This window comes from Pseudodesulfovibrio profundus (genome assembly GCF_900217235.1).
In the GTDB taxonomy this organism is placed as follows: Bacteria; Desulfobacterota; Desulfovibrionia; order Desulfovibrionales; family Desulfovibrionaceae; genus Pseudodesulfovibrio; species Pseudodesulfovibrio profundus.
The window spans coordinates 2,128,821-2,153,260 of record NZ_LT907975.1; the positions used below are offsets into that span (position 1 = coordinate 2,128,821).

Genomic DNA, 24,440 nt, shown 5'->3' on the forward strand with positions numbered 1-24,440 from the left:
TGATGATTTGTACGCGGAAAGCTGTAACGGCAGGTGTTTTCGTCACTTGATGGATTCAATTCAGCAAGAAGAAAACATCCTGCTCGCATACCGCAACATCAAGAGCAACAAGGGGAGTCATACCAAGGGCACAGACGGGCGCACGATTCAATCGTTGGCTTCGATGCACCCCAAGGAACTCGTGCATTGTATTCGTAAGAAACTGAGCAACTACTTTCCCCAAAGTATAAGACGAGTAGAGATACCAAAGCCTGATGGACGAAAGCGTCCCTTGGGTATTCCGACTATTGGAGACAGGATGGTGCAGCAATGCATTCTACAAATTCTGGAACCGATATGTGAAGCGAAGTTCTTTAAGCACAGCTATGGATTCCGGCCATTACGATCGGCACACCATGCCGTTGCCAGAGCGCACTTCCTCACACAGGTAGCTCACCTGCATTACGTAGTCGACATTGATATCAAGGGATTCTTTGACAATATCGATCACGGAAAATTGCTGAAACAGTTATGGACGTTGGGCATCAGAGATAAATCCCTCTTGAAGGTGATATCGAAAATGCTCAAGGCAGAAATAGAAGGCATTGGCATTCCTCACAAGGGAACACCGCAGGGCGGGATATTGTCTCCCCTCCTTGCCAATGTGGTCTTGAATGAATTGGACTGGTGGATTGCCAGCCAATGGGAAAGGCACAAAACCCGATATCCGTACCAGCCTGATAAGCGGGACGGAAGTATGGGGCATATGTACGAAGCCTTGAAAAAGACTGAGTTAAAAGAGGTTAACATAGTTCGCTATGCTGACGACTTTAAGCTCTTCTGCCGTAACCATAACCACGCCCGCAGGGTGTTTTCAGCAGTGCAGTTGTGGCTTTCTGAGCGGCTGGGTTTAGAGATAAGCCCTGCAAAATCAAGGATAACGAATCTCAGAAAAAGTTATTCTGATTTTCTTGGTATCAAGTTCAAAGTCAGACCCAAAGGAAGTAGGAGCGTAAAAGGCGTTAAAAAAACGCGTTATGTCGCCAAATCGCGATTAGCCGACAAGGCCAAGCAACGAATTGTCGACAGAGTGCGTCAATATGTGAAGGGGCTACAGCACTCGCAAGAAGATGACGGGCCTGTTTTCGTTCACGATTACAATTCCTATGTCATTGGAGTGCATAGCTATTACAGCTGCGCGACCATGTGCAGTATGGACTTCTCAGAAATCGCCTTTCTCAGTCTCTCGATTCGCAAAAACAGGCTGTCTCTCAGGAGTTGAGTCTTGGCGGGAGTGATGACTACGCAAATCTCGTTATCGTAAGCGATGATGTGCATAGACTGATTCACGCCTCGGCAGCGGAGACTCTTGCTGATTACCTTCGTTTGTTGGCATTGGAAAAGCCTATGATTGCGAAAGTGAACAGATTGCGGGAGAAGCTAAATCTCTCGCAAATCCTCTAAACACTATCTTTGTATTACATGTCATGTGTGACACAGAAAACATGAATCGATGGAACGCCGTGTGCGGTGAAAGCCGCATGCACGGTGTGAATGGGGGGAAAATCTGGAGATAACTTCAAAGGATTACCTATCCATATAAGCCGCGCATATACGCGAAACTCGGTTCGATTGGTTGCGTCTGGCGAATCTGACTCCGCTGGAGATGCACGTCTGGAACACCTTTGAAGATTGGCGCGTTGAGCATCGGTTAGCTCGGCTGTTCCCTGGATGTAGGCAGAACTTCAACTGGCTTATTCAACATCTGTTCGGCAATGACAGCGAGCAGAGAACTGATCCGGCAATGGCCGTCCTCAATTGGCTGCTGTTGTCAGTCCGTGCTTGGGATGTACCTGCATTGAATGACCAGCGTGACCAGGTAGGCGCATTCGTCGAAGCCCATTATCCCGGTTTGGTCGCACGATTGAACCATGTTCTGAAAAAGGTCCGTATGTACTGCGATTCAACCCAGGATTGCATTTTGTACGCAAGAGAGGTCGTTTCCATCCTTAAGGACAAAGCGGCTCCAAAACCCCCGCAAAATGGGGACTCGAAGACAGAAAGATCGACGAAAAACGGTAAGCCTGATGGATTCCCTTCAGAGGTCTCAAGGCGGATGCTGGAAAACCTGCTGAATGTCGATGGAAATGAACTGCCGTTCGATCTTGGCGACAGATTGGCCGACAGCTTAAATAGGGAAACGCCGCCTGATTTGAATGAGTCGTTGCGGGTGGCACGAGTCGGCATGAAGGCGACGAAACCTATCGATGCTGAAGATGTTGCTGCTATAAAAAGAGCATCAAATGCCTTGCGAACGCAGCTTCAAGGGCTGCTTCAGTCGTCGGTGTTTACACGAAGCAAGGTTGGTCGTCATGGCCGATTGGATGCACGGCAATTGCATCGATTATCGGTGGCAGATGCTCGAGTCTTCAAACGGGATGGTCAACGTGTCGGGATCAATACCGCCGTGCACATCTTGCTGGATTGCTCTGGCTCCATGCGACGGCGAATAAAGCTGACGACGCAGGTCTGCTATGCTGTAGCTGCTGCTTTGGATGCTATCGACGGAATCAACGTGGGAGTGACGGCATTCCCCGCTGGTACACCAACAGACGGAGGCAATCGGAATGATTATTGTCCTACGGTTTGTCCCGTCATGGGTCATGGAGAACGGATACACACCAACTTCGCCGTAAGTGCCACCGGCTGCACCCCGCTTGGCGAGGCTCTTTGGTGGACTTTACAGCAGGTAGTGCCGCTCTCCGAATCCAGAAAGGTTGTCCTTATCCTAACGGATGGAGATCCCGATTCCTTGAAAGTGGCACTTGATGCCATTGAGGAAGGTAGGCGCTTTGGCGTCGAGATCTACGGCCTGGGCATCATGTCTGAAGCCATCACAAAAATCCTTCCTAATCATAGTCGTACTATCAACGAGTTATCCGAATTGGCTCCCGCCATGTTTGGAATGCTTCGTAGTGCGTTGATCAAATAACCAACCATAATCACGAGGAAAACATGGATATAGAGGTCCCAATTTGTCCGAACTGTGAAAGTTCGGTTCATGTCGTGTTGTCGAATACTGGTAAGAAAGTCGGAACCGCTGTCGGTGGAACCGTAGGTGCAGCTGCTGGCTACGCTGGAGCATCTTCTGGAGCTGCTGCTGGCGCTGCCATCGGCTCTGTCATTCCAATTGTCGGCACAGCTGTTGGAGCCATCGGTGGTGGAGTGCTTGGTGCCATTACTGGTTTTTTCACTGGAGCTGCTGTTGGCAACCAGGTCGGCGAGCACGTTGATCGGCATATCATCTGTGAATACCGCTGCAATCGGTGCGGCTACGTATTTGAAGCATAACCTAAGGAGAAACCTATGCGAGATTTTTGGGCATTTATCAGCGGTGTGGCCGTTGGTATCCTGGCTGCTACTGGTGTTTACGCGCTGGAAAAGGATGGGAAAACGATCCCCATTGAATATGATGAGGGCGAGGTGGACGGAATGGAGGAAGAGACCGAAGAGGATACCGATAATGATGGGAGGTTGATCGTCCGAGGGACATAAAAAAGGAGAGCCGCTGGCACATGTTAGCGGCTCTTTTTTGAATGGTTACAGCAGGATTCGATAGTCCATATTTAAGGCTTCCGCTAGCCGTTTGGCGACGTCCTTGCCTATTGGTCGTTTGCGATTTTCCATCTCAGAGATGTGGTGTGGCTTGAGCCCTGTTTTGTCTGCAAGCTGTGCTTGCGTCAGATTTTCTCGCACGCGAGCTCCTCGCAACAGCTTTCCTGGATGCCTGTTAGGAAACACTTCTTCTACTGAAAAGAGCTCTTCACCTTCGTCGTTGATCTCGCGTACCTCATGTCCAGCGAGGCGCAGGAAGCTCTTGGTGGCTTCTGCGATCTTGCCAGCCTGCTTGATCGGGACGCGGATGCATATCTCAGCGTATCTTCCCGTAGTCTGCTTTTTCGTGAGTTCCAACATATCGAATCTCCACCAGTTGTATGGATTTGTCCGTCAACTTCCACACCGCCACATATCGAGGCTTTCCCTTGTTAAGGTGACAGTGGTAGTAGTCAGGTTTTCCTTTCAGTTTTCCATAGTTGGGCCAGGTCGGGACAACAGGGCCGCTTTGTTCAATGTCAGCGACCAAAAAATCAAGCGCGTCCTGGAACCGTTCCGGTAGCTTTTCTTTTTGCTTTTTCGCTTTGCCGGTGAACTTTACCGTCCAGTCCATGTCTTCACCTTGTACCATTGGTTGGTATATTGTCAACGCTTACTACCAAGCAAATCTATTGATAACAAATCGACGAGTTGTCCGGGCTTTCTGGAGCATAGGCCTCGTCGTGTTCCTTCCTCTGGTGAGCCGACTCCATGGCCTCAATACCTCTGCGCAGATCTTCATCGGCAACCTTGGCGTACCGGGTCGTCATGACCGGAGTGGAGTGGCCTAGGAATCGCTGGGTTAAATACAGATCCTTGTTGGCGCGATAGTAGCGAGTTCCTGCGGTATGCCTCAGGCTGTGAAAGCTGAACTTCATCTTGGGATCGTCCACGTCCTCATTGAGCTTGGCATCAACTACAGCCCGCTTGAATAAGCTCGGTATTTGTAGATGACGTTCACCTTTGACGTTTGGGAAGACGAGTTTGTTGGGCTTGCCAGCATCAAAGGTAAAAAAAAGGCTCTTCAGCCGTTGCGTCATTGGGACAGAGCGGTCTCTTCCTGTCTTGGTGTTCACCACCAGAATGATGCCACCTGCCAGGTCAACGTTTCCCCACCTGAGAGACGCTATTTCGCCAAACCGCATACCCGTATCAATTGCCACGAGGGTCATGTGGTACGCCTGTTCACTCCGTTTCTGGACTGCATCCAGTAAATCCTTCTCCTCATCTAGTGTCAGAGTGCGCATGCGTTCGTTGTCCACCTTTGGAAGCCGGAACGAGCTGGCCTTGGTTGGACACTCCTTGTCCGTGAGGCCGTGGTCCTTGGCCGCGTTCCAGATCATGGTGAAATTGCGCATGGCATATTGGACGGTGCGAGGAGCGCGCTTGGCGTTGAGCATATTCATCTTGATGCGCTGCACATGTGCCAATTCAAGGTCGCAAATAGGAGTGTCTCCAACCACGGGTTTGATCCAACACTTCATGTGGCTGACTGCTTTGTCCGTGGTGGTGGATTTCCAGCGAACAGTGGCTTCAGGAAGAAAGTAGTCTTCAAAGAATTGAGGCATGGAAATCCGACGGGCGTTTTCAGCCTCCAAAGCGATGCGTTGTTGTTCCTTCTCATGCAGGTGCAGCTCTCGGACTTCGTTCATTGTACATGGTCCAAGACCTTGACTTTGGTTCTTCTTGAGCCTTTTGAGCTCGTCGAAGCACTTACCAGGAGTCCAGCCATCCGAAGCCCAGCCAAGACCTTCGTTGATGGTCTTGCCCTGCCACCAGTATTGCAGCGAGTAATATTTGTCCGGTACGGCTCCATGCCTGCGCGTGGAGTGCTCCCGGTATCTGACGCCACCTTTTCCATCGGCATTTTTGAGTGGTTTCCATTTCATGCTCATCAACACGACCTCCAAGGTTGTACTAGCCTAGTACTAGAATAGGCCAAGGCAGGACGGGATGACTCGTGTCGCCCTGTGAAATGAAAACTAGCAAAAAATTGTTTTTAGTCAAGTGGATAAGAGCAAATAATGCGATTCGGGACAACTTGGGATAAATCGGGAAATCATTAATAATCGACTGAAAATCCCCGTGTCGGCGGTTCAATTCCGTCCCTGAGCACCATTGAAGATCAAGCCCTTACGTCAATCGCGACGCAAGGGCTTTTTCTTTTGTGGTGTTTTGTCCCCACATTGTCTCCTACTGAAAACAGACTCCGGTTTTCCCCGAACCTTTCTATGGCAACACCGAAATCATGCTCATGGGCACGTTCTTTTTTAGTCCATGGACTATTTCATACCAGTAGACAGACGCAACAAGGATACGATCATAGTGAATATCATGTGTGAATATGTGATTGGGCTTATGCACAGCAAGCCCTGAGAAAGTACCTTCTTTGTATGTGTCTAAAAAGAAGAGCACATCAATATCTTTTCTTTCTCTTTTGATTGTATTTAATGCGGATAGTCCAGATTCGCTAGCTCCATAGATAAGGATTCTTTCATTTTTGGGTAATTCGTGGATAGAAAGAAAAAAAGTAGAAATCATACATTTACCTTAAAGCATTAATCTAAAAATGTTCTGAGTGTATTTTTGATATATCAAAATCAGTCAAGCATACTATGACATACCATCAATGGAAATAACCTGTCCTTCCTTCAGAAGGGTGTTTTTTAATGTTGTGTAGTCTAGTTCATGAGTGTTTTTGTTACATGATACACAAAGGGCTGCTGCTGTACCTGCTGCATGCCCGATAGTCATGAATGTTGGCTCCATTCGTAGAGAAGAATAAGCGATATATGATGCGGAGAGTGCGACTGCGACAATAAGGTTGCTCACGGAATCGACTGGGGGCAACATTGACCTGTATGATATGTCGTATGGCGGTACCTTAATGTATATTGCTCCCTCATCAATGACCTCCCCCCGGCTGCTGATGACGCGATCTACCACATGAGAGTCAATTGAGTATGACCCGACGGCTACAGGGTCATTGACTTTATTTAATCCAAATATATTTTTCTCCGTCAGAATATAGTCACCTAACATCCTTCGTGATGCCCGAATGTACAAGCAAGGAGGGAAGTTGTCGTTGTCAATGAACTCGTCTTTTGCGTACCCCCATTGCTTCATACCATTTCGCATGGATAGTGGAAGTCTTTCGTCCTCCGACAGAAAGTACAACAGGCCTTTCGTGTAACTTTCATGCTCTGCCTTGGAGACCTCTCTTTCGTAAAAGGACTGATGCACCCAAAGATGGTTGCCTCCGACAAAGTCGAGACCATTCAAGTCGACTTTTTTGTTGGGTAAAGAGTTGAAGCACAAAACATCATCAATAGCATGATGTGAACAAGCTTGAATCTTTCGTAACAGGTGTTCGTATAGCTTGGGTTCATAGTCTTCTGGTTTAGTGAAGGGTACTTTCTCCCCCTTTTCTTTGGAGAGAGTCAGCCTGAACCCATAAGCCTGAATCTTCGGGCTGGCTGTTCCCGGCGGGGGGCAATGGGTGCTTAGGCCAGGGCAGGGCTGTGTATTTATATAGGGCGAAATTGACGTCTTACCCGAACCATAAATGGCGGAATAAAAAACACCTGCAAGCAGTTCGTCATACTCCTTGGATGCCTCCCTTCCACCGACGCTTTCTATCCCTGAATAAAAAGACAAATCGCCATCGTAGTCGGTATCAATGAAAACATCAGCTTCGAACCTCCGACCATCAGGGAACGACAATGCATTGATTTTGCCTTCTTTCACTTCAACTTGAGTGTATGAAGTTATTGGGGCATTAAATGCGACGTCGACGCGTTCTGCTTCAAGCATTTCCAAAAAGACTTTGCAGGCAACATGCGGTTCAAAAACCCATTGCATTTTCCGCTGGTCGTCTTTGCCTCCATATGCACGGTTCCCCAGGCGTTCAAAAAAATCTTGCCGAGATTCGTTTCTCCATGCCTTTTTTGATTTGTAGTACATGAAGATGTTATGATAAAATTCCCTTGCTATGCCCCCGATAGAATTTGGTAAATTTAAGTCCGAGGCAGAAAGTCCCGATGTTGTCATGCCCCCCAAGTGATTGTTATTGCTAATCAACAAGACTCGTAAGGAATGACGGGCTGCTGCGATGCTTGCAATGACACCTCCCGCAGTAGCTCCATAAATAACAACATCATATCGTTTCATTGCTTTCTCCTTTCACAGACTCAATAAAGGCAATCCGGGCGCCAAACTCGTCTAAATACGAACATCAACGTTGAAGTAGCATAGATAATTTGCCTCTAATATAGAACCCTAACGCCTACCAATGTGCCAAGAATAAAAAGGTATTTATGTCAAAATTGAAAGCGAAAGATATGGACGGTGTCAGTGCAAAGCCAAAACAGCTGTTCATTTTTGATCATATTCCAAAATGTGCCGGGATGTCGTTGCATGCTTTACTGAAGGAGCATTTCCCACAATACAGACATCTAAACAGCGCTACAGAAACCAGAAACTACGCAATTGAATTGGAATCGGCCGAAGGTGATATACACATTTGTGGAGGTCACCATGTATATGGAATACACGAAGTGGTCGGATCTAAGTATGAAAGTCAGTATTTTACATTCTTAAGAGACCCTCTCCAGGTCGCCTATTCCTTCTTTTCCTACAATAAGAATCTCAAGAGCGTTCTGGGTGGTTCATTTATTGATTATTTGTACGATAACCAATTGGCTAACTTTACTAATCACCTCGGTGGAACTCTTGATTTAGCCATGGTCCGCCTGGATGGATATGGATTCATAGGTTTTACAGAGTCCATGAGTTCGTCGGTTTACCAATTGGGTCTGTTTCTAGGGAAAGAGTTTCGAGACATCCCCCATAACAACAAAACGGATCACAAGGAAAAGTGTAAGAGCATGGATCCTTTGAAGTCTTACTTTTCCCAAAAGTCATGTGATTATGAGCTTTTCAATCATTACAAAAACCGCTTTGTTGAAATAAAGCCTTCCCTACCGACTGCAAAAAGGTCGGCTAAAATCATGGATAAGCAAAATGAAGTGGTAGCAGGCTGGTTTGAATCTATTACTCAAGGGACACCAAAAGATTTATCAAATTATGATTTTGACTCTGCCATAAAAAGTGTGCCGGATTTGAAAGAAAAAAGCAGACTCATATCCTTTGTATCCAAATTGAACATCAACATAAGTGATGCGATATTTGATGAGTCTATCCAGTGCTATGTGGCTGGTGAGCAGGTAAGGTTGAATCCCAATACGCTAGACAGTAAATATCGATTTGATGCAGTTTACGGTATCTATATGGACTGGTGCTCTTACCCTTCATGTCGGGCAGATTCATTTGTTGCATACGAAGCAACGACGTTGGCTGCAATCCTGATCAATTCGCCTTATGCGCAGCAAAAGGGAATAGCCATTGAGCTTGCGGAAAAACACCATGACCTTTTCCCTGACACACCCTTGTCTACATCTCTGCTTTCTTTGGTCTACAGGAAAAGTGGTGAAAGTAAGAAGTGCCTTGATGTGGTTGAAGACATCATAAGTAAAACAAAAAGTGTAGCTATGGCCAATGAATACATTGCTACATATTCTTTTGGTTTGGAAAAACCGTTACAAGAGGTGAGGGGACTAAAAAAGAGTATTCTGGAGCCACACCATAACGGTGTTCGATTTCTTCAAGAGCTGTTTCCCTATTCCGAAAGAGTGCTCTTAAGAGAGCTGGCAGACGAAAATACGCTTGTCATTCGATCCGGCCCAATGCTCATACTGGAAGACCTTATTGAGGCTATAGATATCTCTCCTGCCAACATGAGCATAATGACATCGGATTCTCCTCCCTTGAAGGACGAGGCTTTCCGTACTGTGTACTACTTTGATGGGTGGTTTCAACCAAGTGCTGATTATTCTTGGAAAGACTCGTTCAAGGAATCACGGTTTGAGACAGTAATTCTTCTTTGTTCGTCCTTCGCCTCGTTAAATTCTCTGCATAACTTTATAAACTACTTGTCGCATCTCAAAAATGTACCGTTATTTGCGTATCCCATGTCGAACGTCTTCACACCAAAGACTCATAAGTCGCTAATAAAAATTCGCTAAATGTCGGACTTCGATACGTTCTAAAATCGATTGCTCCATTGAAGATCAAGCCCTTACGTCAATCGCGACGCAAGAGCTTTTTCTTTTGTGGCTTTTTATCCTCACTCTGTACAGAAGTGGCCTCGGTTCTTCGGACCACTGAGCGACGATTTTAAGGTGGACACGTTTACGAGCTACGCCGCTCTTTCGTTCCAGGCCAGAGGGGGTACCCCCTCTGGCCTGGAACGGTTCTGATATATCTCCATCGGCTTCTTGCCGTCAAAAGCAAAATGCGGACGTCGATTGTTGTAGAAATCGAACCACCAAGCCAAGGCTTGCCGCAGTTCGCTTCCGGTTCCCATCTCACGCAGGTAAGCACATTCATATTTCAACGAACGCCACAGACGCTCGATCATCACATTATCCATCCATCGGCCTCGACCGTCCATGGAGATACGAATTCCAGCCTCTCTGAGCGTCCGTGTGAACTCGTAGCTGGTGAACTGTGATCCCTGGTCGGTGTTGAAGATTTCCGGCACCCCATAACGATTCAGGGCTTCTTCCAAGGCAGACACGCAGAAATCAGCATCCATCGTGTTTGAGAGCCTCCACGACAGGACGGCCCGACTGTGCCAGTCCATGACCGCCACAAGGTATAAGAAGCCGCGTGTCATGGGGATATACGTGATGTCGGCACACCAAACCTGATTGGGCTTCGTAATCGCCTTGTGCCGCAGCAAATACGGATACGTCTTATGTTGCGGATGCGGATGGCTTGTCTTTGGCTTTTGGTAAATCGCCATCAGGCCCATTTTACGCATCAGACGTCGTACCCGTTCACGACCGACCCTTTGCCCTTCGTCTCGTAGGGTATTACGCATCTGTCTGGAACCGAAAAACGGCAGCTCCATAAACAACTCATCGATTCGGCGCATAAGGGCCAGGTTGGCCGGAGATTCGCCGATCGGTTCGTAGTAGTACGTCGATCGGTACAGCTTGAGAATTCGGCATTGCCGCCGGATACTGAGCTCGGGGTGAGTCTTGTCGACCACCTCTCGCCTTCGCTCACAGCTCAAATTTTGGCGAAGGCTTGTTGCAAAAAATCCTTCTCCACCGTGAGCTGGCCAATCTTGGCGTGAAGCTCCTTGATCTGGGCCCCGTTATCCTGACGGCCGACGGCCTTGCCTGAAAAGGACGCCACGATCCCTTCCTTGGCCTGCTTCTTCCACTGGGAAACCTGATTGGGGTGTACGCCGTACTTGCTGGCGAGTTCCGACAGGGTGTGTTCCCCGGACAGGGCATCCAGGGCGACTCGGGCTTTGAATTCCGCGCTGAAACGTTTTCTCGTCTTGGACATGAATTGCCTCCTTCGGGCAGTTTATGTCCACCTTATCGAGTGGTCCAGTTTTCCGAGGCCACTTCTGTACATTACTTGAGTGGATTAGCGGTTTTGTCGAGACATTGAAAACAAAAGTGGGATGCAGCGAGCTCATTGATGAATGAAGAGATGTGCTTGCTGCATACATTATCACCCGTAACAGGCCGACGGGCTTAGCCTGGGTGCCAGATGTAGGATTTCCATTCATCCGGCAGGAGTCGTTGATAGGTGTCTTTATGTTTTTCCATAAAGAGGGCTCTTCTTTTCTTCATTCCCCCTACTGTCAGTTCTGTAAGCTCTTCTTCCATGTGTGCGACGGAGCAGACCAATAGTATTTTCACTGCATAGAATGATAAATTCATATTGGTGCCGCCGTTGCCAAAGAGAACGTCCACCTTTGCGTTTTGGGACAGGTCATCAACCAATGGTGGGAAATAGTTGATGTATTGATGGTGATCTATTCCTTCCGGCGGCATGGGAAGTACTTTCCCTTTATGGTTATTGTTGATGAAATCGGCCAGTTGTTGGTTGATCTTCGATGTCAGTAGCAGGTGGCACTCTTTTACGTTCAGCCCTGCCAGCATCGCCATTTCGATCATTGATTTGGGGGTGAACCACCGAATGTGATCTTCATTGTAATGCCCATCCAGTCCGTAGGGGAAGTCGCCGTGCAGCAGGGAGAATATTGTCTGCCAGTATTGCGCATTGGGACAAACCAGCACGAGGCGGCCTGCGTCTGACAAATAGCGGCGAATATATGACAGAAACATCCATGGATCATATATATGCTCCAGGACGTCGTGCATTATTATGTGATTGAAGTAGTTGTGAAATTCGTCTGGAAGATGGTTGTCGCCTTCGCCCAAATGCATGTTCCAATTGCCGTCAAAGAGTCCTTCCATGCGTTTGAAATAGCCAGGATTTGTCTCTATGCCATAGAGTTCTGAACAGTTTTTTTGGTGCTTTAAACGAAGGAGCAATGTGCCGTCACCATAGCCGATGTCGAGAATTCGATTTGCTCGTTCAGGAATCAAAGAAAATACATCATTTCTCTGCATCCCCTTGGCGATGTAGTCGGCAATTTGTTCGTTGTTCATTGTTTGCCCTCTCGGATACCCTGGCCTTTGCAAGTAGTTGGTCATGCTTGCAAAGGGTTCAATGAATGGTTGGCTTGTGGTTTCATACTAAATGACCAGACTTTCGTACAAACCATAAAAGCAATGTAAATTCAAGTTGTCTGCCATCGGCTAATGCCTTTCTCACTTCTTGTCGGCTGGCTCTGAGTCTTCCTCGGTGAGCTGAGTTATAAGAACTACCATCCTGCTTGTCTTTGATCATACTTTCATGCATACAAAAACCTAATATCTAAAAACTGGAGGAATTATGAAAAGACTGTTGTGCTTTGCCCTTCTTGTTTTTGTTTTAGGTGTTGCTACGGCGAATGCCGGGCCTGCCGGATATTCCAAGGTATTTACTAACGTGACGACCGCTGATGTGAACAAGGCTGCCATGGCTATTAATTTTACCCATAGCATAATGAAAAAGAAGGGGGTTGAGGCCACCTTGTTTTTCAATGTGTATGGTGTGGCGCTGATAGACAAGACAAAGCCTTCACCAATCTATCCGACTGGCCAATCCATCGCTGAAATGCTGCAGGCGTTTATGGATGATGGCGGGGTGGTCATTGGGTGTCCGATGTGTATGAAGAATGTCGGCGGCATGTCCAATGGTGATCTTCTGGCAGGTGTTTCAGCATCGCCAGGAATGGGGCTTGAAGCTGCGACCACTGCCGATACTCTCGTGTTGTCTTACTAGCAGAACCATTTCCAAACCAGATAAGCCTTGTGTTGTGGTTAATGTACCATGATATAGGGCTTTTTGTTTTGAGGGGCAACATTCCTCCTTGTCTTTACCTTCACCAATACTTGCCACACGCACTTCTTTCAGCCATACCTTATAGGTAATAATCCATGCTCTAAAGGAGTTGATATGCGATATGTTGCCACTGTGTTTCTTTGCTTGTTGCTGAGTCAGGTCGCGTGGGCTGAGCCGTTCATGTCGCCGGAGTCAGTCCCGTCCGCCAGGGGATTTCACAAGAAGGTGATTGCTGATGGGTTGTCCCATCCCTGGGGGGTGGCGTGGTTGCCTGACGGCTCCATGCTGGTCACCGAGCGGCCGGGTCGGGTACGCCATCTCAATGAGGATGGCACGACGCGTACCTACAAGGTCCCGGGCGGCCCTGCAGTGGTCGTAGTAGGGCAGGGTGGGTTGTTGGATATATCCCTGCATCCGAATTTTGCCGAGAACGGACTGGTCTATTTCACCCTTGCCACCGGCACGCGCCACTCGAACCGTACCACCCTGGCGAGAGCGTATTTCGATGGTAAGAAGTTCTCCAAGCTTGAGGAGCTGTTTCGTGTGTCTCAGGCAAAGTCAGGGGGGCAGCACTTCGGATCGCGCATGATCTGGCTTGAGGACAGAACACTGCTCATGTCGGTGGGCGACGGCGGTAATCCGCCGGTTCGTATAGGCGATGTGCTGAGCCGAACTCTGGCGCAGGACGGGCAAAGTCACCTCGGCAAGATTCTTCGACTCACCGACGCTGGAATGCCAGTGGCTGGCGGTTCATTTGGTGGACAATCGGATATCCTTCCCGAGATTTATTCCATGGGCCATCGCAACATTCAGGGCCTTGCCGTGGACCCGATCCGCAATACGGTGTGGGCTTCCGAGCATGGCGCATTGGGTGGTGATGAATTGAACCGTATCACGGGCGGTAATAACTACGGCTGGCCCAAGGCGACATTCAGCAAGGAATACCTCGGGGCGCGAGACATCTCCGAGCATACGACCCTGCCGGGAATGACCGATCCTGAACTGGTGTGGTTATCTGGCATCGCGCCGTCAGGATTGCTGCTCTATACTGGGGACAAGTTCCCGAAGTGGCGTGGTGATCTCTTTGCCGGTGGTCTCAAGGACCAGAGTATTCGCCGGGTTGTTCTGGATCAGTCCGGGCGTGTGCTGGGCGAGGAAATAATCCGGGTGGGCCAGCGTGTTCGCGACGTCCAGCAGGGACCGGATGGATTCATCTACCTGCTGACCGACGAATCCGATGGCAAGCTGATCCGTCTTGAACCTTCCGAAGAAACCGACCCCAATCCCTGATACATAAACTCACTCGATATCTGCTGCGCCTGCTTCGTGTTGCCAATGCACGGGGCAGGCGCTTGGCATTATGGGAAGAGTGCAAAATGTTACTTCATCTTGACTGGATTCGGGAGAGGGATACAACACCGTAATGACGTCGAACACACTCCATATTCAGACCATATCGTCCGAGCTGAACGTAAAGCCCCGTCAGGTGGATGCGGTTGCCGCACTGCTTGATGATGGTGCCACGGTTCCATTCATTTCCCGCTACCGCAAAGAGGCGACTGGCTCACTGGATGAGGTCGCTGTTGCCGCCATTCGCGACCGGTTGACCGAGTTGAGCGAGCTGGACAAGCGCCGCGAGGCCATTCTCGGCTCCCTGCAGGAACGCGATCTGCTGACCCCGGAATTGAAGAAGGCGCTGGAAGCGGCCGGGGACAAGGCCCGACTGGAAGATATCTATCTGCCACATCGTCCCAAACGTCGGACACGCGGCACCATGGCCCGGGAGCGGGGGCTGGAGCCTCTTGCCAATATTTTGATGGCCCAGAAAGGCGTTGATCCGAAAGCTGAAGCCAAAGCTTTTGTCGCTCCTGACAAAGAAGTGCCGGATGTGGCTGCCGCCCTTGCCGGAGCACGGGATATCATCGCCGAGAGGATCAGCGAGAATCCCAAGGCTCGTTCCGCCATGCGCGCTTTATTCGTCAAGCGGGGCCGTTTCACCTCGAAAGTAGCCAAAGGCAAGGAAGAGGAAGGGAGTACCTATCGGGACTGGTTCGAGTGGGATGAGCCGTTGGTCCGTATCCCCAGTCACCGCGCCCTTGCCATGTTCCGTGGAGAAAAGGAGAAGGTGCTCAAACTTTCCCTTCGGCCGCCGGAATCCGAGGCTGTTGGTCTGCTCACACGTTCTGTTGTCCGAAACAACAAGAAGGATGGGCAGCAGGTCTCAATTGCCCTTGAGGACTGCTACAAGCGGTTGCTGGGGCCTTCGCTGGAAAACGAAGTTCGGGCGGAAGTGAAAAAGCGGGCCGATGACGAGGCTATCAAGGTTTTTGCTGCCAACCTCCGTGAACTGCTGCTTGCCGCACCGCTTGGTCAGAAGCGGGTCCTTGCTCTGGACCCGGGATTTCGGACTGGCGCCAAACTGACAGTGCTCGACGCACAAGGGGCGCTGAAGGAATACACGACCATCTTTCCGGTGGGATCGGATAAACAGCAGGCTGAGGCGGCCTTGAAGCTTCGCTCCCTTTGCGAGCGTTACGACATCGAGGCCATAGCCATCGGCAATGGTACTGCTGGGCGCGAGACCGAAGCGTTTGTCGGGTCGCTGCAACTCGGTATTCCTGCCGTGCTCGTCAACGAGTCCGGGGCGTCCATCTACTCGGCCTCGGAAGTGGCTCGCAAGGAATTTCCCGATCACGATCTGACCGTGCGCGGCTCAGTCTCCATCGGGCGTCGTTTGATGGACCCGCTGGCAGAACTGGTCAAGATTGACCCCAAGTCCATTGGCGTGGGGCAGTATCAGCATGACGTGGATCAGGCCGCACTCAAGAAGAGCCTGGATGATGTGGTCGAAAGCTGCGTCAACGGCGTTGGTGTTGATCTGAATACGGCCAGCTCCGAACTGCTCTCCCATGTATCGGGCCTTGGTCCTGTGCTGGCAGAAAATATTGTCGCGCACCGGGATGCCAATGGTCCATTCGGCTCCAGACGGGAGCTGCTCAAGGTGAAGCGGCTCGGTCCCAAAGCGTATGAGCAGGCAGCCGGATTCTTGCGCGTACAGGGTAAGGAAGTGCTGGACGCCAGTGCCGTCCACCCGGAGCGGTATGGGCTGGTCCGGCAAATGGCCAAGGACGCCGGTTGTTCCGTGGCCGATCTGGTCAATAGCGCCGAGGCCCGTGATCGAATTCGCATTGAGGAGTATGTCACCGAGGAGGTCGGATTGCCGACCCTGCGTGACATCATGGCTGAACTGGCAAAGCCCGGGCGTGATCCGCGTGAGGAATTTTCACCGTTCTCATTTGCCGAGGGTATCAACGATATCAAGGACCTGCGCGAAGGGATGCGACTCCCCGGCATTGTCACCAATGTCACCAAATTTGGCGCATTCGTTGATATAGGCGTTCATCGGGACGGCTTGGTCCACATCAGCCAGTTGGCGGACAGATACATACGCGACCCCGCTGAAGTCGTGGCTGCCGGACGAGAAGTCGAAGTGTCGGTTATCGGTCTCGACCTACAGCGAGGGCGTATCAATCTGAGTATGAAAAGCGATGCCTGAGCTACGAATTGAGCACGGCGATTCGGTCGCCCTTGCGGACTTTGCCGCCCTGCAGGACTTTTCCGAAGACGCCTTCCTTGGGCATGATGCAGTACCCGACTTCCTTGCGGATGGAGCAGCCGTGATGGCAGGTCTTGCCGATCTGCGTGATTTCCAGCAGGGAGTTGCCAATGGCCACTCGCATTCCGGGCTTGAGCTGGGATGCGGCTATGCCGGTGGTGGTGATGTTCTCGGCAAAATCGCCCACCTTGAGCGTTGCAAGGTCTTTTTTCATGTCCTCGATACGCTCGAAGGCAAGCAGGCTGACCTGACGTTCACTGCCGCCATGGGCATCGTCCTGCACACCAAAATCTTCAACAAGAAGAATTTCTTCCACTTCGTGTTTCTTCTCGCCTTTTTTGTCGCTTATATTGACTGCTTGTACGGTTCCCATTGGTACCTCCAAACTCCACGGAGCTTGATTTGTTAAATCTGACTAAACTAGTAAGGATTTTTCCCGATCATGGCAAGTGGATGATATTTGAGGACGGTTTCGCACAAGAGTAGTGTGTCAGTTGCGAAACGGTTGAGGGTGGTATACTGTGCTTTCGCTTCATGAATAACAGCCCGTTAGGGATATATAACCATATGAAATTACGAATAATACTATATGTGACTTGTCTGCTTGTGCTTTCGGCTGTGTATGCGCCGACAACGGCGATCGCACAAGAGCAGGACTATCTGTCAATGATGGCTGAAGAGTCGGAGATCAAGGCGATTGCCGAGGTGACGAATGTGCGGCGGATGAGCGGCGGTAAAAACGGGTCGTTCATGCATGTGACATTCAAGAAAATCTACTCCATCACACCCTACACGCCGAAACAATTCGTTGGCGGCTGCACCGTGTATGAGCAGCGCTGGCAGACCCGGTCCGAGGACATGGTCTATTTCAAACCCAAACGCGGTCATAAGGTCTTTGTGACCATCACCTCAAACGGTGGCGCCATCACCAGCTACACGCACATGAATCGTTTGTTGGAAACGGTTATCCGAGAGGAGCCGTATCGATTGACCTACTCCAAGGGGCAGGCCAAGGTTCGCCCTGCGGATGATTAATTCATTCTACTTATGGAAAAGCAACGCCTCCGGTTTCGATCGGAGGCGTTTTTTTGTGGGGTTTGGTAGCGGCGTGGAGAAGTCGTTTGTCGTAGGGGGGACGGCAAGTAACCCCGCGTAACCGTGGTCAGCTACCTATTAGTGATCGATAATAAAAAAGCCCCGGTCAGGGGTAACCTGACCGGGGCTGATGTTTCTGTTTGTGCTGAGTCTAGGCGTCAACAGGCTGGCCGACGAAGCGGACGATCAGTGCCGTGATGATGAACCCTGCGGGCAGCGTCAAGTAGATGGGCATGCCGAGTCCGGCCGGGATGTATCCGGCGAAAATGGCAACCAGTGCCACGGTGACGGCATAGAACAGCTGCGTCCGAACGTGATCGATGTGGTCACAGGCCGACCCCATGGACGACAGGATGGTCGTATCCGAGATGGGCGAGCAGTGATCACCGAAGATGGCGCCGGTCAGGACGGAGCCCACGTTGAGGACCACGAAGTTGGGGTCCGGGTTGAGGGCGAAGGAGAGCGGGATAGCCAGCGGCATCAGGATACCCATGGTGCCGTAGGACGTACCCGTCGCAAAGGAGATGATGGAACCGAGTATGAAGATGATCGTGGGCAGCAGGAACGGCGGCAGTGCATCAGAGAGCACGCTGACCAGATAGATTGCTGTGCCGAGTTCTTTCATGACACCGGACAGGGACCATGCCAACAGCAGGATGACTGCGGTGATGTTCATGGATTTGACGCCGGTGACAAAGGTTTCGATGGCGTCCTTGACGGGCATCACCTTTTTGACCACGGCCATGATGATGGCGACAAGGGCCGCGATGAGTGCTGCCTGGAACAGGACCACGGATGCATCCGACGCACCGAAGCATTCACGCATGGCAGTGAAGCTCAATGGGGAGGCATCAATGGTTGCCAGCAGTGCCGGATCGTCGATGGCATTGTAACCGTTGAAGTAGAAGCCGAGAAATGCGGTCACGATGAGCGTGCCGATGGGCAGAATGGCCGACCAGACAGAGGGTACAACGTGATCCGCGGGCTTGAGTGAAGAGCTTTCCTCTGCTGCCATGGGGGTTGCGTTGTCGGCCAGGACTTTGCCTTCCCTGCGGGCACGCAGTTCGGCTTTGCGCATGGGACCGAACTCGCGCATCATCCAGATGGTGAAGATGATGAAAGCGAGAATGAAGATATTGTAGAAGCGGTAGGGGATGGTCTCGACGAAAATGCCGTATGCGTTGGCTTCCACGCCGATGGCCTGATACCCGTCGCGGATGAGACCGACCTCGTACGCTACCCATGTGGAGATGAGCGCGATACCGGCGATGGGAGCTGCCGTTGCATCAATGATGAATGCGAGTTTCTCACGGGAGATGCGCATTTTGTCGGTGACAGGGCGCATGATGGGGCCAACTGTCAGGGAGTTGGCATAGTCGTCGAAGAAGATGAACAGGCCCATGACCCAGGTGGCAAACTGTGAAGAACGCGGGGTTCTGGCCCATTTTGACAGTGCTTCAGCAATGGCTTGCGCTCCACCCATTTTGGAGACAAGGGCGATCAGGCCACCGATGGCGAGAACCTGCAGCACGATACCGGCGTTCCATGTATCGGCCAGGGAGTAGAGGATTTCGCTGGAAAGGCGCAGAAAGCCGTCGATAACGGCAGAGTAAACGTCGAATCCTTTCAGGTCCAACATGAAGCAGCCGGAGAAAACACCGGCGAATAGTGAGAGAACAACGTTTTTGCTGATAAAAGCGAGGATGATGGCAAGTAGCGGCGGAATCAGGGTCAGGAGGCCGAATATTTCAGCGTTGCCAGCTCCCTTGGACGAGTCCGCTGCCAGCGCCGGTGCGACCGTGAAGGCCAGGGCCATGAGGCAGGTTAAAGTGAATACAATATGCTTTTTCATGATAAATCCTTGTAAAAGATAATAAAGATAGCTCCAACCAAGCGGGGGATAGTCTGATCGCCGCATGACCGACGGCCAGACAGGTGCAAAGGGATAATCAATATCCCACAAATTGTCGACCCAGGCGTATTTTGGCAGAACTTTTGTGTAAAAAAGGATGTTTTTGAGGAATAAATGTTGAATTGGGCACAAAAAAACCGCGGAAATGCGGTTTTTTTGTTCTGGTATGCTATGCTGTTACGTGGTTGACGTAACGTTCATTCTGTTTTGCGTGGCATTAACGACTGACCCACAGTGCGGTGTGCTCCAGTTGGCGCATGAGGTTTATTGCGACGGAACTGGGGAAGAGACCACGCATGTTGCTCCCTTCGTTCTCGCCGTGCTTACCGACACCCACCGCACAGTAGTTTCCTTCTAGCGCTTCCTTGATGATGGTTTTGACCACATTCCTGGAGGTCGCCATCTTCAACTCAATGCGCTCCTCGTCCACATTGTGCTCATCGAGGATGGCCAGTCCTTCATCGAATATGCGTCCGGACCTGCCGGAAGAATACCCCTTCTGCGCCACGTGAAAGAGGGTGAATGTATGGCTTGGTTCGTTGGCAAGCATGTAGGCGGCATGGTCGATCATCCGCAGTGATGCCTTGGAACCGTCCATGCAGAGCAGAACGTCCTGGCGTGGGTTTTCCGGGGGCCGCTTGCAGATCCATACCGGAAAATTAATATCACTCCAGAGCAGTTCATGGCTGACGGAGTTTTCGAAGAAGTGCTCAAACCATGAAAAGCCTTTTCTGCCGAGCAGCAGGGCGTCGTACATTCCCTTGTGTGCCTCGTTCACCATCTCGAGTACGGTGCCGCGTTGGGACTGGACGGCCTTGATGCGAACATTGTCGCCGGAGCATCCCATGACGTCCTTGATCCACTTGGCTGCATCGTCGAGCGCGCGTTTGCCCTGAGTGTTGCGATGCTTTTGGAATTCATCAAAACCCTGTCCACGCGGGACAAACTGATCTTTGTCGATATCCCAGCTGGCCTTTTTGGGGGTCACATAAAAAAGGGTCAATTTGAGATCACAGAAATCATTGAACACTTCCTTGAGGAAGCGCAAGTTGTATGAGGCGGCGCGGTCATCACTGATGGCAAGCAATAGTTCTTTCTGCATGGATACTCCTTGGAATAGGCGAATGGTACGCCAAATCGTGGTCTGATGACAACTGTGCGGCACTGCTTGTTCTTTGGAACCGCTGCTGATACATAATCTTTGTATATGACTGATAACGAGCGAAAAAGCCACTTCCTGCGTCTGGTGCTGGGCGCCATGATCGCTGTCCTGCTATTGGCAGGCGGCGCGCATGCACGCACCCTGAGCCTGAAAGCGCCGGCTATCTCCAACAGCAATGGCAATATCGTGGCCCAGTTCGGCGTGAAAGTCATGGAGCTTCCCATTCTTAAAGGGGAACTGGAGGACGGCGTCGAGCTGGTCCTCAAGTGTTCCGTTGAGCTGGTCAAGGTCCGTCACTACTGGCTCGATTCCAATATCGGCTCCGACAATTTCGAGTCTTCCATCAAATACGATCCATTGACCAAGGAATTTCTGATGGTGGTTCCGGGACGGTCACAGCCCATACACAACGCTGATCTTAAAGCATTGCTTGAAGAAGGGTGGGGACGTATTCAGGCCCGTCTGGGTGCTTGGGAATCCCTGGAAAGGGGAACGGAGTACAGTCTGCGTCTTATCACCACAATGAACGAGGCGGACGCCCCTGACGGCTTCTACCGATTCGTCTACTTCTGGTCGTGGGATGCCGGTTCGGACAACACCTTTCATCTCAACTTCACTTTCTAGAGGCTCCCATGGCGCCTGATCCCATCCGAATTTCTTCCTCCACCCACGGGGAAAAGCGCAGAAGGAAATGGGAATATATCCTGGCCTTTGTCATGTTCCTGCTGCTTGGCGGACTGACCTGGGCTGAGCTCAAGTATCTCAGCGGCGACTACTATCTCATTTTGAACCTGCTGATTCTCAATGTCGTGCTGTTGCTGGGCATGCTCTTTTATGTGGCTCGTAACGCCGTTCGCCTCGTGCTTGAGCGTCGCCGTCGCGTGCTCGGATCAAAGCTGCGTACTCGACTGGTCCTCGCCTTTATTTCCCTTTCTCTTATCCCCACAGTCCTCATTTATCTTGTTTCCGTGAAATTCGTGCAGACCTCGGTGGACTACTGGTTCAAAGGACAGGTTGAGGAATCCATGGAGCAGGCGCTGGAGCTGGGACGGGCCTTTTACGGTTCGGCACAGGATCGTCTGGAGCGGCGTGGAACGGTCATGCTCAATGAGATCGTCAAGTCCGAATACGCCTGGGGCGGCAAGGGGATGGACAATTATCTGAACAAGAAATTCGGAGAATATGATCTCAGTCTCGTCGGTGTCATCAACACCGAAGGCAAGGAACAGAACACCCACGCCTCCCCCCAGTGGAGCAAGGCGTGGCCCGAGATCAAGGACAAAATCGACTGGCAGTCGCTCAAGGCGGACCCCCGTCCGTGGACAACGATCATTCCCAAGCCCGGAAGTGATCTGGTGCTCGGCGTAACCCCTGTTGACGAGGGGAAAACCGGGTATCTCGTACTGGGGGAGACCGTGGGGCAGGGGCTGCTCCATCGTCTGGATCAGATCGTTCGCGGGCTGGATGAGTACAAGAAGCTCAAAGATCGCAAATATCCCTGGAAGATGAACCTTTATCTGACCCTCGGAGTGATGGCTCTGCTGATCATCCTCGGGGCCATCTGGTTCGGCTTCCGACTCGCCAAGGAACTTTCTGCGCCGGTACAGGCCCTTGCCATGGGTACGGAACGCATCGGTCGGGGTGATCTTTCCGTTCGACTGGAGGATCGGTCCGACGATGAGCTCGGTTTTCTGGTGCAGTCCTTCAACCGCATGGCCGAGGACCTTGAGCAGTCGCAGGAATCCGTTCAGCAGGCCAATGAGCGCCTTGCCCAGCAGAATCAGGAGCTGGAGCGTCGCGGTCAGTACATTGAGGCCGTGCTCAACAATATTACTTCCGGCGTCATCTCCATGGATGGTGAGGGTCGAATAGGTACGGTCAATACGGCCGCCGAAGATATCCTTGGCGTGCCGGGGGCAATGATCATAGGCAAGAAGCCCTTTGAGCTGCTTTCCGGTGAGTTTTCCGTCATGATGGAAGACGCATTGGCGCAGGTTTCGGCCAATCCCGGTACCTTGTGGCAGCGACAACTGGATCTTCCCGTACGAAACAAGATCATCAAGGTGCTGATCAACGTCGTGTCGCTCCGGACCGTGGGAGGGCGTCAGGCCGGGCATGTGGCTGTGTTCGAGGATATTACCGAGCTGGAGAAAATCCAGCGACTGGCTGCGTGGCGGGAGGTCGCTCGACGCATCGCCCATGAGATCAAGAACCCGTTGACCCCCATCAAGTTGTCGGCCCAACGTCTGCAGCGCAAATATGGCGAGCAGGTAGGTGAGCCGGTTTTTGATGATTGTACCGAACTCATCGTCAAGCAGGTCGAGCGGTTGCAGAATATGGTTACGGAGTTTTCTGCCTACGCCAAGCTGCCCGAGGTGCAGCCCCGGCCCGATCTTCTGGCTCCGGTGCTGGAAGAGGTCGTCGGCATGTTTGAGAATACGTATCGCGATATCAACTGGCGACTTGTTTTTCATTCAACCATCGAGACATTTCCCTTTGACAGGGAAGCCATCCGCAAGGTGCTTATTAACCTGCTGACCAACGCGGCAGAGGCACTCAAGGGTGTCTATGATGCTCAGGTCGATATCACAGCCGTTCATGACACGGGGGCTGGCACGGTGACCATTGCCGTGGCTGATAACGGTGCAGGGCTCCCCAAGGATTCATCACGACTTTTCGAACCCTACTACACCGAAAAGAAGGGGGGTACCGGATTGGGATTGACCATTGTCCGATCCATTGTATCCGACCACCGGGGGCAGGTCAGGGTCGAGGCCAATGATCCGCGAGGAACAGTGTTCATCCTTGATTTGCCGGATGCCTGAGCATGAATGAAAAAAGCGGGCCGTCACATGACGGCCCGCTTTTTTTGCGAATAAGATGTATGGTGTCCTGACCAGCGCTAGAAGCGAAGCAGGTACTTTCTTGCAATGGTGTTGTACGACCCGTCTTTCCACATGCGGCTGATGGAAGTCTCCAACTGACGGAAGATCTGCTCTTTGTTCTCAAGGGCCGAGGAACGGGACATGACCAGGTAGGCGGGCTTCTTGGCGATGATCTTCTTGGGAAGATACACGATGGAACTGGTCATACCCATGTCCTTGAGGCGGTAATATGTCACATCGATGTTGCCTGCAAAGGCATCAATCTCGCCCAGAACAAGGCCTTTAATGGCTGCTGCCTGATCCGGGTATTCCTTCACCTGGACAACCCCGGATTCCATTGCTGACTTGAATTCAGTGCCGAGATCGGTCTGCTTCACCCTGCCGATGATACGGTCGGCCAGGTCGTCATAGGAGCGGAATGAAAACTTGTCGCCGACTTTGGTGAAAAGGACATAGTCGCTGAAGTGGATGGGGGCCTTTTTCATGAAGGTGAACTTCTTCTCCCGAGCCGGTGTCTGAAAGAAAGAGATGGCGCCATCGCACTCACCGTTCACAACCATGGCTTCCATTTCATCCCAGGGGCGAAAAATCACGTCGATGTTTATACCTGAATGCGCTGCGGCTTTTTTTATCACATCCACATCTATTCCTGCAGGAATTCCGTTTTGTTCCATTGAATAGGGGGCAAAGTCGCTATTGGCCACGATGAGCACATTCCTAGCCAGGGCCGGGGAGGTGCAAAGAATGGCTGTGAGAAGTGTCAGGATAAATACGATTCGCATGAGATTCTCCTTAAATGGAATGTAATCAACGGATTATATA

22 protein-coding genes and 1 tRNA gene are annotated in these 24,440 nt (G+C 51.0%); 12 read left to right on the forward strand and 11 right to left on the reverse strand.

The genetic code is table 11. From position 1 onward, the window contains the following. Positions 1–49 precede the first annotated feature (49 nt). From ltrA to DPRO_RS10110, 4 genes are all read left to right on the forward strand, one after another. Complete coding sequence (gene ltrA / locus DPRO_RS10095; RefSeq protein ID WP_232005548.1) at positions 50–1,261, forward strand: group II intron reverse transcriptase/maturase; 1,212 nt, start codon at positions 50–52, stop codon at positions 1,259–1,261. 384 nt (positions 1,262–1,645) lie between these two features. After that, positions 1,646–2,971, forward strand: coding sequence for a cobaltochelatase CobT-related protein (locus DPRO_RS10100; protein ID WP_097011924.1), 1,326 nt, complete (start codon positions 1,646–1,648; stop codon positions 2,969–2,971). A gap of 23 nt (positions 2,972–2,994) precedes the next feature. After that, entirely contained in the window at positions 2,995–3,330 is a 336-nt protein-coding gene (locus tag DPRO_RS10105) for a hypothetical protein (RefSeq protein WP_097011925.1), read from the forward strand. Between the two features lie 15 nt (positions 3,331–3,345). Continuing rightward, a complete protein-coding gene (locus DPRO_RS10110) occupies positions 3,346–3,534 on the forward strand; it encodes a hypothetical protein (RefSeq protein ID WP_097011926.1) in 189 nt (62 codons plus the stop codon). A gap of 45 nt (positions 3,535–3,579) precedes the next feature. Here DPRO_RS10110 and DPRO_RS10115 read toward each other — a convergent pair whose 3' ends face one another. Genes DPRO_RS10115 through DPRO_RS10125 form a run of 3 tightly spaced genes read right to left on the reverse strand, consistent with a single transcriptional unit; the run spans position 3,580 to position 5,528 of the window. Beyond that, positions 3,580–3,954: a helix-turn-helix domain-containing protein gene (locus DPRO_RS10115; protein ID WP_097011927.1), complete on the reverse strand. Its 375-nt coding sequence runs from the start codon at positions 3,952–3,954 to the stop codon at positions 3,580–3,582. Next, entirely contained in the window at positions 3,911–4,207 is a 297-nt protein-coding gene (locus tag DPRO_RS10120) for a cytotoxic translational repressor of toxin-antitoxin stability system (protein ID WP_097011928.1), read from the reverse strand. The genes DPRO_RS10115 and DPRO_RS10120 overlap by 44 nt, the downstream gene beginning before the upstream one ends. A 55-nt stretch (positions 4,208–4,262) precedes the next feature. Beyond that, the gene (locus tag DPRO_RS10125) at positions 4,263–5,528 is read right to left on the reverse strand and encodes a tyrosine-type recombinase/integrase (protein ID WP_097011929.1); all 1,266 of its coding nucleotides are present in this window, start codon (positions 5,526–5,528) and stop codon (positions 4,263–4,265) included. Between the two features lie 149 nt (positions 5,529–5,677). On the opposite strand from DPRO_RS10125, the gene DPRO_RS20020 reads away from it, so the two are divergent. Further along, positions 5,678–5,751: transfer RNA gene (locus DPRO_RS20020), tRNA-Phe, on the forward strand. 111 nt (positions 5,752–5,862) lie between these two features. On the opposite strand, the gene DPRO_RS10130 is transcribed toward DPRO_RS20020, so the two are convergent. Together DPRO_RS10130 and DPRO_RS10135 are read right to left on the reverse strand one after the other, a co-directional pair. Beyond that, complete coding sequence (locus tag DPRO_RS10130) at positions 5,863–6,174, reverse strand: hypothetical protein (protein ID WP_097011930.1); 312 nt, start codon at positions 6,172–6,174, stop codon at positions 5,863–5,865. Positions 6,175–6,246: 72 nt separating this feature from the next. Further along, positions 6,247–7,803 (reverse strand): FAD-dependent oxidoreductase, encoded by a 1,557-nt coding sequence (locus DPRO_RS10135; RefSeq protein WP_097011931.1) that lies wholly within the window; start codon positions 7,801–7,803, stop codon positions 6,247–6,249. A gap of 146 nt (positions 7,804–7,949) precedes the next feature. Here DPRO_RS10135 and DPRO_RS10140 point away from each other — a divergent pair, with 146 nt between their 5' ends. Next, positions 7,950–9,716, forward strand: a complete 1,767-nt coding sequence (locus tag DPRO_RS10140) for a hypothetical protein (protein ID WP_157917441.1) — start codon at positions 7,950–7,952, stop codon at positions 9,714–9,716. Between the two features lie 173 nt (positions 9,717–9,889). Here the strand turns inward: DPRO_RS10140 and DPRO_RS10145 are convergent. Both DPRO_RS10145 and DPRO_RS10150 read right to left on the reverse strand, forming a co-directional pair. Continuing rightward, a protein-coding gene (locus DPRO_RS10145; RefSeq protein WP_097010279.1) for an IS3 family transposase occupies positions 9,890–11,052 on the reverse strand; the annotation gives its coding sequence in 2 pieces (ribosomal slippage) (positions 9,890–10,777 and positions 10,780–11,052; 1,161 coding nt in all). A 194-nt stretch (positions 11,053–11,246) separates the two neighbouring features. Then, positions 11,247–12,170, reverse strand: a complete 924-nt coding sequence (locus DPRO_RS10150; RefSeq protein ID WP_157917442.1) for a class I SAM-dependent methyltransferase — start codon at positions 12,168–12,170, stop codon at positions 11,247–11,249. Between the two features lie 286 nt (positions 12,171–12,456). On the opposite strand from DPRO_RS10150, the gene DPRO_RS10155 reads away from it, so the two are divergent. The 3 genes from DPRO_RS10155 to DPRO_RS10165 all read left to right on the forward strand — a co-directional run bounded on the left by DPRO_RS10155 (position 12,457) and on the right by DPRO_RS10165 (position 16,504). Continuing rightward, positions 12,457–12,888: a DsrE family protein gene (locus DPRO_RS10155; RefSeq protein ID WP_097011934.1), complete on the forward strand. Its 432-nt coding sequence runs from the start codon at positions 12,457–12,459 to the stop codon at positions 12,886–12,888. A gap of 174 nt (positions 12,889–13,062) precedes the next feature. Beyond that, entirely contained in the window at positions 13,063–14,238 is a 1,176-nt protein-coding gene (locus DPRO_RS10160) for a PQQ-dependent sugar dehydrogenase (RefSeq protein WP_097011935.1), read from the forward strand. A 133-nt stretch (positions 14,239–14,371) separates the two neighbouring features. Further along, positions 14,372–16,504, forward strand: coding sequence for a Tex family protein (locus DPRO_RS10165; protein ID WP_097011936.1), 2,133 nt, complete (start codon positions 14,372–14,374; stop codon positions 16,502–16,504). Between the two features lies 1 nt (position 16,505). On the opposite strand, the gene DPRO_RS10170 is transcribed toward DPRO_RS10165, so the two are convergent. Then, positions 16,506–16,937, reverse strand: a complete 432-nt coding sequence (locus DPRO_RS10170; RefSeq protein ID WP_097011937.1) for an MOSC domain-containing protein — start codon at positions 16,935–16,937, stop codon at positions 16,506–16,508. Positions 16,938–17,131: 194 nt separating this feature from the next. On the opposite strand from DPRO_RS10170, the gene DPRO_RS10175 reads away from it, so the two are divergent. After that, positions 17,132–17,599, forward strand: a complete 468-nt coding sequence (locus DPRO_RS10175) for a hypothetical protein (RefSeq protein ID WP_097011938.1) — start codon at positions 17,132–17,134, stop codon at positions 17,597–17,599. 211 nt (positions 17,600–17,810) lie between these two features. On the opposite strand, the gene DPRO_RS10180 is transcribed toward DPRO_RS10175, so the two are convergent. Then, positions 17,811–19,511: a Na+/H+ antiporter NhaC family protein gene (locus tag DPRO_RS10180; protein ID WP_097011939.1), complete on the reverse strand. Its 1,701-nt coding sequence runs from the start codon at positions 19,509–19,511 to the stop codon at positions 17,811–17,813. 277 nt (positions 19,512–19,788) lie between these two features. Then, entirely contained in the window at positions 19,789–20,673 is an 885-nt protein-coding gene (locus DPRO_RS10185; RefSeq protein WP_097011940.1) for a universal stress protein, read from the reverse strand. Between the two features lie 105 nt (positions 20,674–20,778). Here DPRO_RS10185 and DPRO_RS10190 point away from each other — a divergent pair, with 105 nt between their 5' ends. Next, positions 20,779–21,357: a DUF4390 domain-containing protein gene (locus DPRO_RS10190; RefSeq protein ID WP_097011941.1), complete on the forward strand. Its 579-nt coding sequence runs from the start codon at positions 20,779–20,781 to the stop codon at positions 21,355–21,357. A gap of 8 nt (positions 21,358–21,365) precedes the next feature. Then, on the forward strand, positions 21,366–23,558 hold the full coding sequence (locus DPRO_RS10195; protein WP_097011942.1) for a sensor histidine kinase: 2,193 nt from the start codon (positions 21,366–21,368) through the stop codon (positions 23,556–23,558). A gap of 77 nt (positions 23,559–23,635) precedes the next feature. Here DPRO_RS10195 and DPRO_RS10200 read toward each other — a convergent pair whose 3' ends face one another. Beyond that, positions 23,636–24,400, reverse strand: coding sequence for a substrate-binding periplasmic protein (locus DPRO_RS10200; protein WP_097011943.1), 765 nt, complete (start codon positions 24,398–24,400; stop codon positions 23,636–23,638). Positions 24,401–24,440 lie beyond the last annotated feature (40 nt).

Bases quoted from the DNA above. Each gene is read 5' to 3' on its own strand.
- ltrA (WP_232005548.1), top strand. From the start codon at position 50: ATGGATTCAATTCAGCAAGAAGAAAACATCCTGCTCGCATACCGCAAC.
- DPRO_RS10100 (WP_097011924.1), top strand. From the start codon at position 1,646: ATGCACGTCTGGAACACCTTTGAAGATTGGCGCGTTGAGCATCGGTTA.
- DPRO_RS10105 (WP_097011925.1), top strand. From the start codon at position 2,995: ATGGATATAGAGGTCCCAATTTGTCCGAACTGTGAAAGTTCGGTTCAT.
- DPRO_RS10110 (WP_097011926.1), top strand. From the start codon at position 3,346: ATGCGAGATTTTTGGGCATTTATCAGCGGTGTGGCCGTTGGTATCCTG.
- DPRO_RS10115 (WP_097011927.1), bottom strand. From the start codon at position 3,954: ATGTTGGAACTCACGAAAAAGCAGACTACGGGAAGATACGCTGAGATA.
- DPRO_RS10120 (WP_097011928.1), bottom strand. From the start codon at position 4,207: ATGGACTGGACGGTAAAGTTCACCGGCAAAGCGAAAAAGCAAAAAGAA.
- DPRO_RS10125 (WP_097011929.1), bottom strand. From the start codon at position 5,528: ATGAGCATGAAATGGAAACCACTCAAAAATGCCGATGGAAAAGGTGGC.
- DPRO_RS10130 (WP_097011930.1), bottom strand. From the start codon at position 6,174: ATGATTTCTACTTTTTTTCTTTCTATCCACGAATTACCCAAAAATGAA.
- DPRO_RS10135 (WP_097011931.1), bottom strand. From the start codon at position 7,803: ATGAAACGATATGATGTTGTTATTTATGGAGCTACTGCGGGAGGTGTC.
- DPRO_RS10140 (WP_157917441.1), top strand. From the start codon at position 7,950: ATGTCAAAATTGAAAGCGAAAGATATGGACGGTGTCAGTGCAAAGCCA.
- DPRO_RS10150 (WP_157917442.1), bottom strand. From the start codon at position 12,170: ATGAACAACGAACAAATTGCCGACTACATCGCCAAGGGGATGCAGAGA.
- DPRO_RS10155 (WP_097011934.1), top strand. From the start codon at position 12,457: ATGAAAAGACTGTTGTGCTTTGCCCTTCTTGTTTTTGTTTTAGGTGTT.
- DPRO_RS10160 (WP_097011935.1), top strand. From the start codon at position 13,063: ATGCGATATGTTGCCACTGTGTTTCTTTGCTTGTTGCTGAGTCAGGTC.
- DPRO_RS10165 (WP_097011936.1), top strand. From the start codon at position 14,372: ATGACGTCGAACACACTCCATATTCAGACCATATCGTCCGAGCTGAAC.
- DPRO_RS10170 (WP_097011937.1), bottom strand. From the start codon at position 16,937: ATGGGAACCGTACAAGCAGTCAATATAAGCGACAAAAAAGGCGAGAAG.
- DPRO_RS10175 (WP_097011938.1), top strand. From the start codon at position 17,132: ATGAAATTACGAATAATACTATATGTGACTTGTCTGCTTGTGCTTTCG.
- DPRO_RS10180 (WP_097011939.1), bottom strand. From the start codon at position 19,511: ATGAAAAAGCATATTGTATTCACTTTAACCTGCCTCATGGCCCTGGCC.
- DPRO_RS10185 (WP_097011940.1), bottom strand. From the start codon at position 20,673: ATGCAGAAAGAACTATTGCTTGCCATCAGTGATGACCGCGCCGCCTCA.
- DPRO_RS10190 (WP_097011941.1), top strand. From the start codon at position 20,779: ATGACTGATAACGAGCGAAAAAGCCACTTCCTGCGTCTGGTGCTGGGC.
- DPRO_RS10195 (WP_097011942.1), top strand. From the start codon at position 21,366: ATGGCGCCTGATCCCATCCGAATTTCTTCCTCCACCCACGGGGAAAAG.
- DPRO_RS10200 (WP_097011943.1), bottom strand. From the start codon at position 24,400: ATGCGAATCGTATTTATCCTGACACTTCTCACAGCCATTCTTTGCACC.